Annotated in this window: 16 protein-coding genes; 6 read left to right on the top strand and 10 right to left on the bottom strand. The window is 69.4% G+C overall.

Annotated features, from left to right (window positions below; genetic code table 11):
- The first annotated feature begins 431 nt into the window (after positions 1-431).
- Positions 432-1181: a phosphotransferase gene (locus tag AB0B14_RS10855; RefSeq protein WP_357522315.1), complete on the top strand. Its 750-nt coding sequence runs from the start codon at positions 432-434 to the stop codon at positions 1179-1181.
- Positions 1182-1361: 180 nt separating this feature from the next.
- Complete coding sequence (locus AB0B14_RS10860) at positions 1362-1814, top strand: pyridoxamine 5'-phosphate oxidase family protein (RefSeq protein WP_357065124.1); 453 nt, start codon at positions 1362-1364, stop codon at positions 1812-1814.
- Positions 1815-1860: 46 nt separating this feature from the next.
- Here the strand turns inward: AB0B14_RS10860 and AB0B14_RS10865 are convergent, their stop codons facing one another.
- The 7 genes from AB0B14_RS10865 to AB0B14_RS10895 form a co-directional block, all read right to left on the bottom strand.
- Positions 1861-2784 carry a hypothetical protein gene (locus AB0B14_RS10865; RefSeq protein WP_357522316.1) on the bottom strand — a complete coding sequence of 308 codons (924 nt, stop codon included), beginning with the start codon at positions 2782-2784 and terminating at the stop codon, positions 1861-1863.
- Positions 2781-3881, bottom strand: a complete 1101-nt coding sequence (locus tag AB0B14_RS10870) for a hypothetical protein (RefSeq protein WP_357065120.1) — start codon at positions 3879-3881, stop codon at positions 2781-2783. Before AB0B14_RS10870 ends, AB0B14_RS10865 begins: the two co-directional genes overlap by 4 nt.
- Positions 3878-4324, bottom strand: a complete 447-nt coding sequence (locus tag AB0B14_RS10875) for a DUF4188 domain-containing protein (RefSeq protein ID WP_357065119.1) — start codon at positions 4322-4324, stop codon at positions 3878-3880. The genes AB0B14_RS10870 and AB0B14_RS10875 overlap by 4 nt, the downstream gene beginning before the upstream one ends.
- Positions 4321-5862 carry a phenylacetate--CoA ligase family protein gene (locus AB0B14_RS10880; protein WP_357065118.1) on the bottom strand — a complete coding sequence of 514 codons (1542 nt, stop codon included), beginning with the start codon at positions 5860-5862 and terminating at the stop codon, positions 4321-4323. The genes AB0B14_RS10875 and AB0B14_RS10880 overlap by 4 nt, the downstream gene beginning before the upstream one ends.
- Before the next feature lie 105 nt (positions 5863-5967).
- Positions 5968-6768 (bottom strand): alpha/beta fold hydrolase, encoded by an 801-nt coding sequence (locus AB0B14_RS10885; RefSeq protein WP_357522317.1) that lies wholly within the window; start codon positions 6766-6768, stop codon positions 5968-5970.
- 135 nt (positions 6769-6903) lie between these two features.
- Positions 6904-7977: a glycosyl hydrolase 53 family protein gene (locus tag AB0B14_RS10890; protein ID WP_357065578.1), complete on the bottom strand. Its 1074-nt coding sequence runs from the start codon at positions 7975-7977 to the stop codon at positions 6904-6906.
- A 74-nt stretch (positions 7978-8051) separates the two neighbouring features.
- Positions 8052-9242 (bottom strand): cellulose binding domain-containing protein, encoded by a 1191-nt coding sequence (locus AB0B14_RS10895; protein WP_357065114.1) that lies wholly within the window; start codon positions 9240-9242, stop codon positions 8052-8054.
- A 217-nt stretch (positions 9243-9459) separates the two neighbouring features.
- On the opposite strand from AB0B14_RS10895, the gene AB0B14_RS10900 reads away from it, so the two are divergent.
- The 3 genes from AB0B14_RS10900 (at position 9460) to AB0B14_RS10910 (ending at position 13128) form a co-directional block, all read left to right on the top strand.
- Positions 9460-11220: a DUF1996 domain-containing protein gene (locus AB0B14_RS10900; RefSeq protein ID WP_357065112.1), complete on the top strand. Its 1761-nt coding sequence runs from the start codon at positions 9460-9462 to the stop codon at positions 11218-11220.
- A gap of 389 nt (positions 11221-11609) precedes the next feature.
- On the top strand, positions 11610-12137 hold the full coding sequence (locus tag AB0B14_RS10905; RefSeq protein ID WP_357065575.1) for an SMI1/KNR4 family protein: 528 nt from the start codon (positions 11610-11612) through the stop codon (positions 12135-12137).
- Between the two features lie 163 nt (positions 12138-12300).
- The gene (locus tag AB0B14_RS10910) at positions 12301-13128 is read left to right on the top strand and encodes an SAM-dependent methyltransferase (RefSeq protein ID WP_357065111.1); all 828 of its coding nucleotides are present in this window, start codon (positions 12301-12303) and stop codon (positions 13126-13128) included.
- 137 nt (positions 13129-13265) lie between these two features.
- On the opposite strand, the gene AB0B14_RS10915 is transcribed toward AB0B14_RS10910, so the two are convergent.
- Positions 13266-13889, bottom strand: a complete 624-nt coding sequence (locus AB0B14_RS10915) for a TetR family transcriptional regulator (protein ID WP_357065109.1) — start codon at positions 13887-13889, stop codon at positions 13266-13268.
- Positions 13890-13976: 87 nt separating this feature from the next.
- Between AB0B14_RS10915 and AB0B14_RS10920 the strand changes: the two genes are divergently transcribed.
- Positions 13977-15239 (top strand): NAD(P)/FAD-dependent oxidoreductase, encoded by a 1263-nt coding sequence (locus AB0B14_RS10920; protein ID WP_357065108.1) that lies wholly within the window; start codon positions 13977-13979, stop codon positions 15237-15239.
- A 37-nt stretch (positions 15240-15276) separates the two neighbouring features.
- Here AB0B14_RS10920 and AB0B14_RS10925 read toward each other — a convergent pair whose 3' ends face one another.
- Together AB0B14_RS10925 and AB0B14_RS10930 are read right to left on the bottom strand one after the other, a co-directional pair.
- Complete coding sequence (locus AB0B14_RS10925) at positions 15277-15984, bottom strand: alpha/beta hydrolase (RefSeq protein WP_357522318.1); 708 nt, start codon at positions 15982-15984, stop codon at positions 15277-15279.
- 534 nt (positions 15985-16518) lie between these two features.
- Entirely contained in the window at positions 16519-16764 is a 246-nt protein-coding gene (locus AB0B14_RS10930; RefSeq protein ID WP_357065621.1) for a hypothetical protein, read from the bottom strand.
- Positions 16765-16816: the final 52 nt, after the last annotated feature.

Below are 16816 nucleotides of genomic sequence, written 5' to 3' on the forward strand. Positions count from 1 at the left end.
AGGCGAGTGCGCCGCCGGGCCGCAACCGGCCCCGCAACCAGGTTATCTGCACCACGACTGACAGGCCCGCCCCGATGAGCACGGCGGCCAGCATGCCCATGCGGTCGCTGCCGTTCATCCCCGCGAAGAAGAACAGCCACAATCCGACGGCGTAGGGCGGCAACAGAATCAGCACTCGGGTCTTGGTGGTTACTTCGATGGTTCACTCCCTACCGTTGGGATGTGCGGTGCTTCGGGAGAACGGGAGTGGCTGAGGGAGCTGACGTCAAAATATCGACCACGACGAGTGGTCCCCAAAATACTGTCGGTATGGCGACATCTCGATGGGCTTTCCGCTGCTCTCCTTGGGCTCGACGACAAGGGCCGGATCCGGTGTCGACACGTCGATACCGAACAACCTGCCGTACCGGTTGTGGAGGCAGAATCTCGGGGTGAGTGACCGCGAAGAAGTGTTGAAGGGCAACGTGACGACCGGCGTCGTGCGCATCGGCGACACTGTTCGCCGGCCCGTCGGGCCGTGGACGGAGACTGTCGACCTGCTGCTCGACCATCTGCACGCCGTCGGGTTCACCGCGTGCCCTCGTCCGATGGGCCGGGACAAGCAGGGCAGGCAGGTGCTGGAGTACGTCCCTGGCGAGATGGGTGCGGCGTCCGGCACCTACCCCGCCACGGAGCTGCGCTCGATTGGGCAACTGCTGGCGCACCTGCATGAGGCGCTGGCCAGCTTCGTACCGCCGGCCGGCGCAAACTGGAACCAGGTCATCCCGCCCGACCGGGAAGAGATGATCTGCCACAACGACGTAGCGCCTTGGAACCTGGTCAGGTCGGATCGGGGCTGGGTGCTGATCGACTGGGACGGGGCCGCGCCAGGCTCTCGACTGTGGGACCTCGCGTACGCCGCCCAGAGCATGGCCGGCCTGCGCGCGGACCGGACGGTTCCGCAGTCCGCGGCACGGCTGCGGGCGTTCGTGGACGGCTACGGTCTCGATGACGCTTCCCGTCCGGCGCTGGCCGACCTGTTGGGCCGCCGTGCCAGAGCCATGTACGACCTGCTGCGTGAGGGCGCCCGCCAACAGCGTCAGCCCTGGGCCAGGATCTGGACCGAGGACGGTGCCTACTGGCTGGCGACCGCCGACTACCTCGACGCGCACCGTTACGCATGGCGTGCGGGGCTGGAGTGATCAGGGCGGGGACCGGGCCGGTCGGCACCGTCCATGCGACCGACGGTCCGCCGAATCCAGAAGTCACCTGCCGGGAGCGCGCAACGTTTGTCAATGACAATCTGCGCTGTATCGGGGCGTCATCGCCGGATCTGGCCCGTGGGGCTGACGCAGATCGTCGAACCAGGGAAGGATTCGGTCGTGGAGCCCGCAGCACCGCGCAGTCCGCGGCAACGTAAGCAGGACACGCTCGCCCGCCTCGACCACGATGTGGACGCGTGGGTCGCCTCAGCGGACCGGGAGGGCAACCCCTATCTGGTGCCGCTGTCCTTTCTCTGGGACGGCGCCACCTTCATCCTGGCCACCGGCGAGTCCAGCCCGACCGCGCGCAACCTGCGATCCTCCGGCCAGGTGCGGATGTCGGTCGGCCCGACCCGTGACGTGGTGCTCGTCGAAGGCACCGTCGAGACGTTCTCCCGCGAAACCGTGCCGGGCGATCTGGCCGACGCATTCGCCGCGAAACTCTGGGACGCGCGGGTCGGCACCACCCGTTACGCGTACTTTCGGGTGACACCGCGCCGGATACAGGCGTGGCGGGAGGAGAACGAGCTCACCGGTCGTGACCTGATGCGTGCTGGTCGCTGGCTCGTCTGACGGCCGGGGCACCGGTCAGGAGAGCAGGTGCCAAGGTGCGACAGGGCTATTCCGGCTGAGTCGACGGCTGCTCGCCGCGTCGGGCGGACCGGACCGGGGCGGTGCGGGGTCGGCCGACCCGAAACACCGCGAGCGGAAGGCCGGCGACCCGCTCGGCGAGCCGACCGGCGGTCGCCGGGCAGTCGATGAGCTGGCTGAGCGGGTGGACCGCCAGGCCGTGCCGGGCGAGAGCCAGCCAGGTACGCAGCAGACGTCGGCCCGCGCTGATCCGGTCTTCGCCATCGGCGGCGAGGAGGACCAGGACGCTGCCGTCGTAACGCAACAGGCCGCGGCCGCTGGCGGCCAGCAGCGCCGGCAGGCCCAGTCGGCGGGTGACCGGGTACGCGCGCAGCACGGCGGACAGGACGCGTGCTTCGGGCCGGGACAGGCTGAGCGCCCGGTCGGTGAGGCCGTCGAGGTGATATCGAGGATGGCGTGGGCTCAGGCGCAGCCAGTCCCGCAACTCGACCGCGACGGCAGGCGTGCCGAACATCCACCGGTCGGCGACGGCCAGGTCCGCTACGAGATCCCGGGTCGGGACGTGTGCGACGCCCGGCTCGAGATCGGCGAGGACGGTGTCGTCGACGTACCCGGGCGCGTATGGACCACGGGCGACCCGGCGGGCCTCGATGTCGGCGATCGTGAACGGAGTCGCGTACCGATGTGCCGCGGGGACCAGTCGTGGACCTGGCGCCACGGTGACGGTGAGACCGAGTTCGGCGGAGACGATGAGGCAGGTCTCGACGAACGCGCCGATGCCGAGGGCCAGGTCACGCCCGGTTGGGTCGGAGTCGGGCAGGCGGCCTGCCGGATCGACGGCGATGGTGATCTCGTCGGTGTGGTACTCCGGTCGCCACGGCTGCGTGTTGTGTGCGCTCGGTGCCCGCCGGCAGATCGCCTCGGCGGCCCGCACCTGCTCGACCCAGCTCACCCCGCGGCCCCTCGCTCGTAGAAGGTGTACCCGTGCAGTGGCCGCCCACCCGCGCGCCGGTACTGGGCGGCCGAGGCGGCGTTCGTCCGCTCGACGAAGGTGCTGCGCAGCGTCCGGTAGCCGTTGCGGGCGAGGTTGCGGTGCAACTCCCGGGACAGCAGCGTCAGGTATCCGTTGCCCTGCTCGTCGGGCACGGTTCCCTTGATGATGAGGACGGCGTCCCGTCGGTACCGGCCACGGGTGGCGAGAAGCCGGAGCTGATTGAGTACGCCGAGCCGGCCGCCGACGCGCATGAGGTATTCGGAGATGTCCGGCACGGTGACGACGAACGCGACGGGTCGACCGGCCTTCTCCAACCAGAGGAGCAGCGCCTCGTCGAGCAGGAACGCCAGGCCGTCGGTCTGCTCCGCCAGCTGCTCGGCGGAGATGTCGGTGTAGTAGCCCAACTGGGCGAAGCTCTCGTTGAGCATCCGGCGCAGGATCGGCAGTTGGCTGCGCAGGTGCCGCCGGGAGCCGTGCCGGATGACGAGTTGTTCGCTGCCGATCCGGGCATCGTCGAAGGCGAATCCATGGTCGGCGTCGACGGTCGGCGCCGCACCCGTGGTCGTACCGTCGAGGTCGACAAGCCAGGTGTCGGCCTCGAAGCGTCGGTGGAAGCCGTGCCGTTCGTACATGGCCGGGTAGTAGGCGGGGTTCCACGCCGAGTCCACGAAGCCACGGTCGGCGAAGCCGGAGGTGATCACCCCGCCGGTCTGGTTGGGCAGCAGGGCCACCGGCCCGAACAGCTGTCGACCGCCGGCCCGGGCCTCCACCGCGTCCATGATGGTGGCGAAGACGTCGTCGTCGTTGACGAACTCGGTGTGCCCGAACAGCTGTCGGGGGCCGACCTTGGCGTCGAAGGGCGCGCTGCGGTGCATGCTGGTGCGACCCACGACCTCGCCGCGTCGGTCGCGGACCACGAACAGCTCGGCGGCGCCGCGGTGGGCCGCGATGACCGAGGACACCAGGGGTACGTAGCGGTCGGTCGGGTGGAGCCGGAGCGGGAAGTCGACGAATGCCCGCAGGTCGGCCCGCGACCGCACGGGATCCAGTCTCATGCGCGGTGCACCGGCGGGCCGGACGTCTCGCGGGAGAGCGGGGTGAAGGTCGGGATGTGTGCCATGTCGTCGGACTCGGCGCGCCAGATGCCGTTGCTGTAGCCCTCGGGTTCGGCGTTGTAGAGGCGGATGTAGCCGCCCGTCGCGTTCTTGGTGCCGTGATCTGTCACCCAGCACATGAGGTCGCGGTGATGGCGGCTGCGGGCGAACGTCAGGAGCGCGTCACGGTCGCTGAAGAAGGCGATGGTGCCGAGCGTGAACGGGAACTGGTAATAGACGGTGTGCCACCGGTACCCGTCCATCCGTCTCATCTGCCGGACCATCCGGAACCAGGTCCGGGTGAGCGTGAGGATCGAGCGCGGCCCACGGTAGCGGGTGGCGCCGACGAACATGGCTGTCGCCTGGCCCACCGCGGGTGCGGCGGAGAAGTCGGTGGTCCTCATGCCGGCACGCCCCTCACCAGGTAGACGTTCTTGATTTTCGATGCCGCGTCGGCGAACGGGCCGGTGCCGTACTCGTGAACCTCCACCCGCAGGTCCGCCGCGGACGGGTCCTCGGCGAGGGACTCGGCGAAGTCCCGGCTGACCTCGGCCAGGTGGCGCAACACCCCCGCGCGGCAGGTGTCGGTGAGGGTTCGCCGCTGCGCCGGGTCGAGCGTCAGGCCCTCGCGCAGTTGCAGGTTGACGACCGGACGGCTCTCCAGGTCGGCCTGCTCGGTCACCGCAAGGCAGAAGCTCTGCAGTAGGTGCGCCTGGGGATTGCCGGCATAGAGGCCGTACTCGACGTCCTGCGGGTAGATGTTGGCGCCCATGTACGAGATCGTGCTGTCCTTGCGGCCGTACAGGAACAGCAGTGGTAGACGCATCCGGTCGACCTGCCAGGCACGGTCCGCGGCGGCCCGCGCCGCGGGGTCGGTGATCGCGGCCAGGACATCCGGGTACGAGATCAGCCGGCCCTCGTCGCCGATGTTGTAGCGGACCCGGGGATTGAGCACCGCCGTGGAGTTGATCGTGCAGAGCACCTCCTGGTCCGGGGTGGTCTCCAGGTACGTCTCCAGCGGGTTGTACTGGAAGATCATCGGCAGCCGGTGCTCGTCCGCGCCGAGCAGTGCGGTCCGCAGCGCGGCGTCGGTACGCAGTCGTCGGCGGACCCAGACGCTGAAGTCACTCTCCCCGGCGATGCCGATGGTGAGGTCGCTGGCCCCGTAGCCGGAGCGCACCTTGACGAAGCGCTCCTCCAGGTAGTCGCGCAGTGCCTCGGTCATCCCCTCACCGCCGACAAGTCCGCTGATGCGGTACTCGGCCCAGGGGAAGTCCTCGGCGTCGAGCTTGTCGCGCAGGTGTTTGAGGAACGGCGGGTAGGCGGTGACGATGTAGTCGAAGCCGGGGCCGAAGTACGACAGGGTGTCGACGATCTTGCGCAGGTCGGGCCCCGTGTTCTTGACCATCGCGATCGCCGACATGGCGATGCCGGTGTTGGTCCCGGTGGCCCAGGCGCCCATCGAGTACGCGTTGATGACGAACCGCCGCTTCGACGGGAACACCATCGTCGCGTAGCCGGCCAGGTTCTTGTGCACCGAGCGCAGCTCGCGGCGGCTGCGGATCCAGTTGAACGGCTGGCCGGACGAGCCCGACGACTCGTCGACCACGCTGCCGGCGATCTCGAGCTCGCCGTGCCAACAACGCTGCGCCTCCGGGTACGCCTGCACGTACGACCGCTTGTCCGTGGGCGGGTACGACGACAGGTCGAACCAGCGGAAGCGCCAGTGGTGGCGGCGGAGGAAGTCGCCGTACGCGGGGACGTCGATCGCGGCGAACTGGCAGGTCATCCAGGCGTGCAGCCGGGCGAAGCGCCCCAGGTAGGGACGGTACTGACGGGCCGTGAGCCGCCACACCGCCGGATGGATCCGGTAGAGGGTGTAGAGCCAGGTCAGGGCGAAGCTCGCGGTCCGCAGGGTCCACCGACGCAGGAATGTCACCACGCGGCAACACTATTGGCCGGTCGAAACGGCCACCTGAGGGCGGGTACTCAGTTGTCCTGAGTATCCGAACGAGGCGTGTACCTGCCGACCCCGCACCGCCGGCGGTCAGTGGAGCTGTCGTCGAATCCAGACAAGCGTCGCGTCGGCGATCTCGCGCCAGCCGCTGTCGACCGGCATCGAGTGCCCCCGATCGGGGTACGCCTGGTAGTCGGTGACCGCCGACGAGGCGAGGTATCGCCTGACCGTGGCCTGGACGACTGCCGCGGGAGCACTGCGGTCTCTGCCGCCGGCCACCACGAACAGCGGCCCCCGATCGGGGTTGGCAGCGTCGATCGTGGCCGGTGAGCGTCGGGAGAGGTTCGCGGACACCAACTCGAAGACCGGTCTGCCCGGTGACGGGATGGCCCACTGCCGGTACAGCTGGTCCGATTCGATGGTGGTGAGCGCGTTGCCGTGGCTGTAGCGGAACTGCCGTGCGGTCAGCGACAGCGCCCGGCGCCGGTTGGCCGGGTTGCGTAGCAGGGGCCAGCCGACCGGAATGCTCGACGGCGCGAGGTTGGCCACACCTCTGATCGGTGGAGGTTGCAGCGCCACCGCTGCCGCCGCGAGGCCCTGGTCGAGGAGTCGCTGCGCGACCAGGGCGCCGGTCGAGTGGCCGATGACGACCGGCCGCCTGCCGAGCGCACGGATGATCTGTGCGTAGTGCGTGACGACGTCGTCGATGCCGATGCCGGCGACCCGGTCGGGCTCCTGGCGCGCCAGTGCGACAGTGCTCGGCTCACCCGGCCAGCCCGGATTCACCGGGTCATGGCCCGCCGCCCGGAACAGCTCGACCCAACTGGTCCACGACGCGGCGTGCAGGAACATGCCATGGACGAACACGACTGCGGTGCCTGCCGCCGCCATCTGTCCCCTCCCGAGGGCATCGGTACGGGTCGCCGCGAACGACCACCGGGGCAACGGTAGAACCCACGCGGCGGGTTGTACTCCCTCGACGGAGGGAGTACATCTGCCCGACGGCGGCGTGCGTCCGGCGGCGGGTCAGGGCGACCAGCGTACGCCCGGGTTCACCCGCCCGGACCAGTCGAAGACGGCCATGTTGTCCCACTGGTTGCCGGTGCCGTTGATGTTGGCCGGGTCCCAGCCGTTGCCTCGAACCGCGTACCACGTCGGTTCCCAGTAGAAGACACCGACGGCGCCCGCGTTGCGGGCCGTGTTCTGGACCCAGTCGAACTCCTGGGCCTGCCCGGACCAGGTCGCGCTGATGCCGTCACATGTCGCGTCGCCGATGGCGTTCGGCTCGCTGTCCGCGTTGTCGCGGGTGAAGGGGTACGCGGTCTCCGCGATCACGACCGGCTTGCCGTAGCGACCGCGCAGGTCGACGATGTTGTTGTAGAGGTTCGACAGGGTGCCGTGCCACACGCAGTAGTACGACAGCCCGGTGATGTCCCACTGCACGCCCTGGGCGCGGATGCCGTCGTAGAACCATCGGGCGTTGGCGTTGCTGTCGCCGTTGGCGGTGTGGATCATCACCGGGATGCCGCCGCCGCACGCCTTTGTCGCGTTGTAGCCCTGCTTCAGCAGGCTGGCCAGCGGGGCGAAGTCGTTGTTGACGACCCTGCCCTCGTTCCACAGCATCCCGACGTTGATCTCGTTGCCGATCTGCACGCTGTCCGGCGGGGTGCCCTGCCCCCGGAGGCTGGCGCAGACGTCGTAGGTGAAGCCGTACACGTCGGCACCCAGTTGGCTCAGGCTGTGGCCGGCCCAGGCGGCCGGCTTGTACTGCTTGCCGGGGTCGGCCCAGGTGTCGGAGTAGTGGAAGTCGATGAGCACCCGGAGGCCCTTCGCCCTGACCGCCCTCGCCTGGCCCAACACCCTGTTCTTGTTGTTGTAGCCGCTGATCGGGTTGTTCCAGACGCGCAGTCGGACGTAGTTGACGCCGACGGACTTCAGGATGTCCAGTGGGTCGCGGGCGACGCCGCCGGCGTCGTAGTACCTGGCACCCAGGTCCAGGCTGCGCTGCAACGAGGAGACGTCGGCACCCCGCATGCTCAGCGTGTTCGCGGCGGAGGCGGGCGCGGACGTGCCGCCGAGCGTGGCGCAGACGACGAGGATGCCGGCCGTGAGGGCCCCGGTCAGGGCCCTGCGGTGGCGCGAATACCTGCGCACGAGACTCCTTCTCGGGCCTTTCAGCCGACGGCGCAGGGGGCGCCGTTCAGTGCGAAGCCGATCGGCGGCAGGTCGCTGGCGGCCCACCGCCCCTGTATGCCGAAGCTCGCGGAGCCGCCTGGCGCGAGGACGCGGTTCCAGTCGACGTTACGGGCGGTCACGGCGGCGCCGGTCTGGCCGACCGTGGCGTTCCACGCCGCGGTGACCTGCTGGTCTCCGGGGAAGCTGAAGGTGACGATCCAGCCGTCGACAGGTGCCGTCCCGGTGTTCTGGATCGTCAGCGTGGCCACGAAGCCGCTCTGCCACTCGGACTGGTTGCGGTAGGTCACCCGGCAGGTCGACGGCGGCGGTGGCGTCGGGGTGGACGTCGTGGGCACGGTGACCGTGTTGGACGCGATCGACACGTTGCCCACCGCGTCCCGGGCCCGCACGTAGTACAGGTTGCGCAGCGGCGTCGACGGGGGCAGCGACGTCGTGTACGTCGTCCCCGGCACGGTGGCGACAAGTGTCGAGCTGAACCAGCCGTCGAACCGGTAGACGTTGTACCCGAGCACGCCGACGTTGTCCGTCGACGGCGACCAGGACAGCGCGGCGGTCGAGCCGGTCACCTCGCCGACTGTCAGATTCTGCGGGGCGCTCGGCGGGGTGGTGTCCGGGCCGGTGTCCGTCACCGGGGTGACCACGGTCAGCGTGTCCGTCGATGGGGAGCGGTGGCCGAGGCTGTCCCGGGCGGCCACCCGGAACGAGTACTGCCGGCCCGACCCGATGTAGCTGGTGATCGTGGTGGTGGTGACGGCCCCGACGCTGGCGCTGTAGACGACGTCGTCGAACGCCTGGTAGTACGTGATGTCGTAGCCGGTCACGGCGCAGCAGCCGGGTCTGGCGGCCGTCCAGGTGAGGGTGACCGACCCGGTCCGTACCTCGCTGGCGGTCAGGTTCGTGGGCGCACTCGGCGGGAAGGGCGAGGTGTTCGGCGTGCTGGGCGCCGTCGTCGGTGCCGGCGGCGCGGTGCTGGTGGGCTCCGCGGCGGACCGCGCGGCCCCACCGGGCGCCGGGGCAACCCCCGGGTACGCGGCGGGCGCCGCGGTGCCGGCGTCGGCCGCCGGTGCGGCGCTCAGAGCGGCTCCGAGCACCGCCGTCGCCAGCACGACGGCGGCCAGCGGGCCCGGCCGCGGACGGCGGATCAACGAGGACGAACGGACACCTGTCATACCCCCGACGATGCCGCAACGGATCGATGATCGCCAACGTGTCTCACGCCTCGGCCAGCGCGGCACCGCCGCTGCCACGCGTCACGGACCGACCGGTTCACCCCCACCCGCCGGGACTTCTTACCGAATCATGACGTGCCCGTCGACAGTTGACCGTTGACCACGCGCCGGCCCGTACCGACTGGAGACAGCCGTTTCCGGCGATGAGGAGATTCCGATGAACCGTGGAAAGAGCGGGAAGCCACTGGCACAGACCCGGCCGGCCAGGCTCGCCCTGGCCGCGCTCGTGCTGGCCGCCAGCGGTGCGCTCACCGCCACCTTCGTCTCCGGTGGTGGCAAGGACACCGCGGATGCCGCCACCAACCTGGACCAGTTCGTGGCAATCGAGAAAGTGCCGGCGAACGTGCAGAACCCGAGGCCGGCCGCCGGTGCGTCGACCGGCCGGTTCACCGTCGACTGCGGCACGAACGGCAACGGCAAGTTCAGCCCGGACAATCCGGTGGCCCAGCCCGGCATCCGCAACGGCGCCGAACACGTCCACGACTTCGTCGGCAACCTGGCCATCACCGCGAACTCCTCCAACGCCGATCTGGACGCCTCTGGCACCACCTGCCGCAACGGCGACAAGTCGTCCTACTTCTGGCCGGTGGTGCGCATCGACAAGACCGTCCGCAGCGGCAAGCAGATCCGGCAGGCCCTCGCCCAGACCCAGCCGATGGTCGTCTGCCCCTCGGTCGGCAAACGGCTGCGGGCCGTCCCCACCGGGGCCCGCGGCACCGTCGACCGCCTGTTGGCGGAACTGGATCGCCAGCAGGCCGCCGCGAACCAGCGGATGACCGCCACCCGGGGCCGCATCGACGCCGCGTTCAACCGGGAGGTCATCGACTCGCTGCGCGCCGGCCGCGCCGACATGCTCAAGGAGATCAGCACCACGATCACCGCCGCCGGCGGCAACCAGCCCGGCCTGGTCTCGCTTGTCGAGTGTGACGTCAGCTACGACGACATGCACGCCCGGATGCCCGACAGCGCCCACCGCGCAAGCGCCACGGCGGCCCAGGCCGCGAATCCGCGGATTCAGTGCCCCAGCGTGCGGGACAGGTTGCCGGGTGTACCCGATCGGGCCCTCGTCGAGGTGAACCGCAACCTCGACGACCTCGACCGGCAGATCTCCGAGGCCAACGAACGTCTCGTCAGCAGTCGCGGCCAGGGCGGCCCGGCCTTCGTCGACAACGCCATCCTCGGACCGCTGCGCGCCAAGCGGGTCGCCGCGCTCGACCGGATCGCCACCGCGATCGGGCGGCAGGCCACCCGCCCGCAGGGTCTCGACGCGCTCGCCGCGTGCAGGCTGGACCAGGCCCCCAGCACTCCGCCGGCACCGAGCAGCGCGCCCAGCACCGCCACCGCGCTCCCCGACCCGCAGGGACCCAACTTCGAACTGCCCGGCAACACCGGCGGCATCGTCCGCCCGGCGCAGGTGCTGATCGAGTACCGCGGCAACCCGGTCAGCAAGGTGGTGGCGATGCCGAAGTTCCTCCGGGCCCTCACCGGCGACGCCAAGCCCACCAGCCGCGGGCCGGCCAACGCCCGTGCCACCTGGACCTGCTCGGGCTTCACCGACCGCCTCTCCGACAAGTACCCGATCTGCCCCGCCGGCAGCCAGGTGCAGCGCGTACACGACTTCCCCGGCTGCTGGGACGGCAGCAACATCGACAGCGACAACCACCGCAAGCACGTCGCGTTCGCCGACAAGGCCACCGGCGCCTGCCCGCAGGGCTTCCAGGCGATCCCACAGCTGCGGATCACCGTGGGGTACGACATCGCCCGCAAGGTGCAGGTCAAAGGCCAGTACGCCCTCGACTCCTTCCCCGAGGAGAACCACAACCCCTTCTCCGACCACAACGACTTCGTCAACGTCAACTCCGCCCAGACCATGCAACGCATCGTCACCTGCATCAACAAGGGCAAGAACTGCTCCTGACGCCTCGGAGTCTCCTCCCGAGAGGGGCCGCACCCAGAGGAGTCCGGCATCGTCCCGGCCTTCAACTTCTACAACCACACATCCCGGAACGCCGAGATCAGCTGGTCCTACACGTACCTCTCGGGGCGCAGATGTCCGGCGTACTGTGCTCTCGCCCCGGCACAGGAGGGGACCTGTATGTGCCCATGTTCGCGACGAAGGTGAGCTGGCAGACGCGCACCTGCTGAGCCACGGTGGCAGACCTCGGACGACCGACCGGCACACACCGGATCTGCGCCCACTCGAGAATGAACGCCGAGAGGCCCGTTACCGGTTGCCCCGGGGACGGGCCTCTCGGCCCCGGTCACCCGCCGTCGTTGCTGCCGACAACAGCAGGGCTACCGGCGATTCTGGAACCGACGCCGACCGGCTACCGTCGACCCGTGCTCGATCCCGCAACTGTCTTCGACGGATCCGGCCCGTTGGAGGACCCGCTCACCGACGAGGTGCTGCGGGCGGTGCAGGAGCAGCTCGGGCACCAGTTGCCCTCCGCGTACGTCGACCTGGCCCGTCGACACAACGGTGGCCTGCTCGGCTGTGACGCCCACCCCGCGCCCCGCCGAACCTCGTGGGCCGAGGACCACGTCGGCGTGAACGCGCTGGCGGCGATCGGTCGAACCGCCCGGTTCAGTCTCTGTGGCGACGTCGGTAGCGCGTTCTGGGTAGCGGAATGGGGCTACCCGGACATCGGCATCTACATCGCCGACTGTCCGTCGGCGGGCCACGACATGATCGCCCTTGACTACCGCTCGCCCGGTGAGCCGGCCGTCGTGCACGTCGACCAGGAGTGGAACTACCAGATCACCGTCCTCGCCCCCGACTTCGAGTCGTTCGTGGCGGGCCTGGTCGACGCATCCGCGTACGACGTCGAGGACTGATCGCCGCCGGGTCGCCCGCGAGTGCGCTGGTGCGGAGCCGATTCACTGGGAGCGGTACCAGTCGGGGGCAAAAATCGACTGTTCCGATCGCTACACTCGCCGCAAACGCCGGCACCGCCCGCAGATCTCTGCCTGCGCTCATCCCCATCGAATGGAGACGCCTGTGACTCCCGACAAGGCGGCACCCCCCGGCATCGATCCCCGCATTCCCAGCGTGGCCCGGGTCTATGACTTCTTCCTGGGCGGCAAGGACAACTTCGAGGTCGACCGGGAGGTCGCCCAGCACGCCCTGCGGATCACACCGGACGGGCCGGCGGCTGGCCAGGCGAACCGGGCCTTCCTGCGTCGCGTGATTCGCTTCCTCGTCGCCGAGGCGGGCATCGACCAGTTCCTCGACATCGGGTCGGGGCTGCCCACCCAGGGCAACGTGCACGAGGTCGCCACCGAGCAGAACCCGAAGGCTCAGGTGGTGTATGTGGACAATGACCCGATCGTCCTGACCCACGGACGAGCCCTGCTCGCCGCCGAGGGCACCGCGACGGTGATCCAGGCGGACGTTCGGGCACCGCAGGAGATCCTCAACCACCCGGACGTCCGTCGGTTCCTCGACTTCGACAGGCCGGTCGGGTTGCTGCTCTTCGCGATCCTGCACCACCTCGGCGACGACGAGGACCCGCGAGCGGTGGCGGCGGCATTGATCGACGCGCTGCCCTCCGGCAGCTACGTGGCGGTGTCGCACTTCCGCGACCCGGGCGAGCGAGACCCCGAGGGCTCCCGCAAGGCCCGCGAGGTCGAGCGGGTCTTCAACGAGTCGCTCGGCACCGGCCGCTGGCGCACCGACGAGGAGATCCTCTCGTTCGTCGACGGGCTGACGGTGCTGGACCCGGGGCTGGTGCCGCTGGCCGAGTGGCGTCCCGAGCCGGGCGCGCCCACTCCGAACCAGACCGACACCTATCACACCTTCGTCGGGCTCCTCGCCCGCAAACCGTAGGCTCCGTCGCCGGTACGGTCCGTCGGCGAGAGCACGTCCCGCCGACGGACGCACCGCGTCGGATCAGTCCGCATTCCCCACGGTCGCCGCTCCGGGGCAGCCGTCGATGAACGTGGTCTGCGCTTGCCGAACGGGAGTCAGATCGGTTCGGCGAAACGGGCGATGACGCGACGTAGCTGCTCGGCGTACGCGTGGAGGAATTCCGGCGAGTCGGCGGCGAGACCGGTCATCCGGCGGACGACCTGTGGCAGCACTGTCGGCGCCAGCGTCGCCGCGAAGAGCAACACCTGGACGTAGGCAGGGTCCAGGTCGGCGGCGAGTTCACCGGCCTGCTGCCGGCGACGCATGTCGTCGACCATCGCGGCGAAGTAGGCGTCGGTCACGGGGTCGGCATCCGGCTCGGTGGGTGGCTCGGCGGGGGCGAGTCCCTCCCAGGCGAGCAGCCGTGCCCACGACCGCTGCGGGGCACCGGGAGTGAGGAACCCGCTCACGATCTCGGCCAACGGCAGGTCCGGACGCGCGGCGCCGTTGGTCGTCTCCCAGGTGCGCTGAAGGGCCCGGTAGAGGCCGTCCTTGCCGTCGAAGTAGTACGAGATCAGCTGCTGGTTGACCCCGGCGCGGGCGGCAATCGCGCCAGTCCGGGCGCCGGCGAAGCCATGTTCGCTGAACTCGATGAACGCCGCGTCGAGGATGCGTTCGCGGGTGCGTTCGGGATCGCGTTTGCGCTGTTCACCGCTTGGGGACCGGCGAGGCTTGCCCATGAAGATCACCGTAACACGGTCAGTCGGGCAACCATCCTAATCAACTGTTTGATTGACAGTGCCATGCGTCTGTTTGATACTCGTCGCATGGCCCCCCTCAACGTCATGATCATCGGCGCCGGGATCGGCGGTCTGTGCCTGGCACAGGGCCTGCGCCGCGCCGGAGTGTCGGTGACCGTCCACGAACGCACCCGGGCCCGCACCGACTGGCTGCAGGGCTACCGCATCCACCTCAACCCGAACGGCAGCCGCGCACTGCACGCGTGCCTTCCACCCGCCACCTGGCAGGCATTCCTCGACACCGTCTCGATCGACGGCGGCGGCTTCGGGTTTACCACCGAGCGGCTCGACGACCTACTCCGCTTCACCGCCGAGGAGATCACGCCGGCCGACGCTCCCGAGAGCCGACACTATGGCGTCAGCAGGATCAGCCTGCGCGAGGTGCTGCTGTCCGGCATGGATGACGTGGTGCGGTTGGACCACGAGTTCACGCACTACGAGACGACGAGCGACGGTCGGGTGACCGCCTACTTCGCCGACGGCGGCACGGCCACCGCCGACCTGCTCATCGGCGCCGACGGCGCGAACTCACGAGTACGCCGCCAGTTGCTCCCGCACGCGCGGCGCGTCGACACCGGCGTCGTGGCGGTCGCCGGCAAACATCGCCTCGCCGACGCCACCCTACCCAGGGCGCTGACCCACGACGTCAACCTCGTGATCCCGAAGAGCCGTGGATCCTTCTTCACCGCGGTGTGGCATCCCGGGCCGCAGGTGATCGCTCCGCCGGAGCAGTTCCTGCTCGACAACACAAGTCCCTACCTGCTCTGGGGTTACACGGACGCGGCGACGGCTTTCCCGGCCGAGGCCGTCGAGTCCCTCTCCGGAACGGACCTGCAGCGCCTCGTGCTGGACCACACCGGCGAATGGGCACCGGCGCTGCGGGAAGTGATAGCCGGATCCGACCCGCAGACGGTCAACGCCATCCGGGTCCGCAGTGCGACCCCCGTCAAGGCCTGGGAGACCGGACGGGTCACCCTACTGGGCGACGCGATCCACAACATGACACCGCTGGCGGGGATAGGCGCCAACACGGCACTGCGCGACGCCGCCCTGCTCTGCGACAACCTCACCAAGGTCCAAGCCGGCACGACGGCGGTGGTACCGGCGCTGCGCGACTACGAACGTCAGATGCTCGAATACGGCTTCGCCGCGGTGCGACAGTCGCTGCGCAACGCCCGGCAAGCCAGCTCGACCAACCGCCTGAGCAGAGTGGCACTGCGCGCCACACTGCGTACCGCCAGTGCCCTGCCGCCCCTACGCCGCCGGATGGCCGCCCAACTCGGCCAGTGATCCCAATGCGACAGATAGTGGAAGGCGCGGTCCCCGGTCAGGCTGTCGCGCGGGCGGCGGAGTCGATGAGGTCCGCGACCGGGCCGGGCTGCGAGACCGCCACCGCGTGGGAAGCCTCGATCTCGACAGTGGTGGACCCGGCCCGCTTGGCCATGAAGCGCTGCAGGTCCGGCGGGATCCCCCGGTCCTGGGTGCTGATCAGGGTCCAGGATGGGATCGTCTTCCAGGCGGCCTTGGTCACGCTCTCCGTCTGGGCGTCCGCGGTGGGCGGCCGCTGCGTCACCGCCATCAGCGCGGCGACGTCGGGGTCGACGTCGGCGGCGAACACCTCCGGGAACTTCTCCTGATAGATGTACTGCTCCATGGCCGTGCCACCCCCGTCGAGGGCGTACGGGACCATCCTGATGGAGGTGAGGAGCGCGCTTCCCGGAAACTTGGTGGTCAGCTCGGCAACGCTCTCGCCGACGTCCGGGCTCACGCTGGCGACGTACACCAGAGCCTTGACGTTGGAGGCACCGTCCGCGGCCTCGGTCATCACCGATCCGCCGTAGGAATGAGCGGCCATCACGACCGGGCCGGACACGCTGTCCACCACAGACCGCACATAGGCGGCATCCTTCTGCACACCGCGCAGCGGATTCGCGACGGCAAGGACGGGATAGCCTCGGCGCTTGAGGTGGGCGATCACCCCATTCCAACTCGACGAATCGGCGAATGCGCCATGGACGAGCACGATGGTGGACATCCCCGCCTCCTGGGCAGACATGTCAGAAGCAGCATTCATCTGGCATTCCTTTCGAGAGGCCCGCAATTGCTGGACGTGTCGGGGCAGACCGGACGACGAGGATGCGTCGACAGGGCGTTTCGGTGACGGCCGCCCACTGGCCCGCATTCCCAGCCTGGGAGCGGTGCAACATCCAGTATCCGGAGCGGGTCTCACCTCTGTCCGCGAGATCTGGAAAGCGAGGCGTCCTTGTCGATGCCGGCCCGGGTCTACCCACCCTTCGCGGAGTTCGGCCACCATGGGGGGGCGACCGGGCAACGGGTCAGCCGATCGCGTCGAGATAGTGCGATACCGCCGAGACGTCACCGGCATCGGAGATCAGCGCGAGATAACCGTCGGGACGGATGAGCACGAGGGTACGATCGCCCGCGCCGTAGGCGCTGGCAAGATGCCCCTCGGTGTCGGCGACGTCGTCGGGGTCAGTCGGTTGACCGACGACACTAAGAGTCCTGAGGCCAGAGTGAGGAGCCGCGACCGCAGGCGCGCTTCCGAAACTCAGCAGCGTGGCTGTCCGCCTCGGGTCAGGTCGAACAGCCGGCGTTCGCCTCCCACAGTCGTCAGTTTGGTCGCGTCGGGGGCCCGGTCACCGGCGCGGAGAAGCGCACTCTCCTCGCGGTCGTCGCGCGCCAGGGCAGATCCGCGATAACCGACGTTGAGCTGTGTCGTGCTCGCATCGCGGTGGGTGGGGATGCCCTTCTGCTCGAGCGCCTGCTTGAGGCGCGCGTTCGAGAGCGCGAGCACGCCGGCCGCGACTGGTCGCCGCGCGAGCCGGGCTGCGGACCGGAGACGGCCT

Source organism: Micromonospora sp. NPDC049171 (genome assembly GCF_040648275.1).
Classification (GTDB): Bacteria; Actinomycetota; Actinomycetes; order Mycobacteriales; family Micromonosporaceae; genus Micromonospora.

What these genes read in the sequence shown, in the direction of transcription:
- AB0B14_RS10870 (WP_357065120.1), bottom strand. Translation starts at nt 3,881, where the DNA reads ATGAGACTGGATCCCGTGCGGTCGCGGGCCGACCTGCGGGCATTCGTC.
- AB0B14_RS10915 (WP_357065109.1), bottom strand. Translation starts at nt 13,889, where the DNA reads ATGGGCAAGCCTCGCCGGTCCCCAAGCGGTGAACAGCGCAAACGCGAT.
- AB0B14_RS10925 (WP_357522318.1), bottom strand. Translation starts at nt 15,984, where the DNA reads ATGTCCACCATCGTGCTCGTCCATGGCGCATTCGCCGATTCGTCGAGT.
- AB0B14_RS10920 (WP_357065108.1), top strand. Translation starts at nt 13,977, where the DNA reads ATGGCCCCCCTCAACGTCATGATCATCGGCGCCGGGATCGGCGGTCTG.
- AB0B14_RS10900 (WP_357065112.1), top strand. Translation starts at nt 9,460, where the DNA reads ATGAACCGTGGAAAGAGCGGGAAGCCACTGGCACAGACCCGGCCGGCC.
- AB0B14_RS10875 (WP_357065119.1), bottom strand. Translation starts at nt 4,324, where the DNA reads ATGAGGACCACCGACTTCTCCGCCGCACCCGCGGTGGGCCAGGCGACA.
- AB0B14_RS10885 (WP_357522317.1), bottom strand. Translation starts at nt 6,768, where the DNA reads ATGGCGGCGGCAGGCACCGCAGTCGTGTTCGTCCATGGCATGTTCCTG.
- AB0B14_RS10895 (WP_357065114.1), bottom strand. Translation starts at nt 9,242, where the DNA reads ATGACAGGTGTCCGTTCGTCCTCGTTGATCCGCCGTCCGCGGCCGGGC.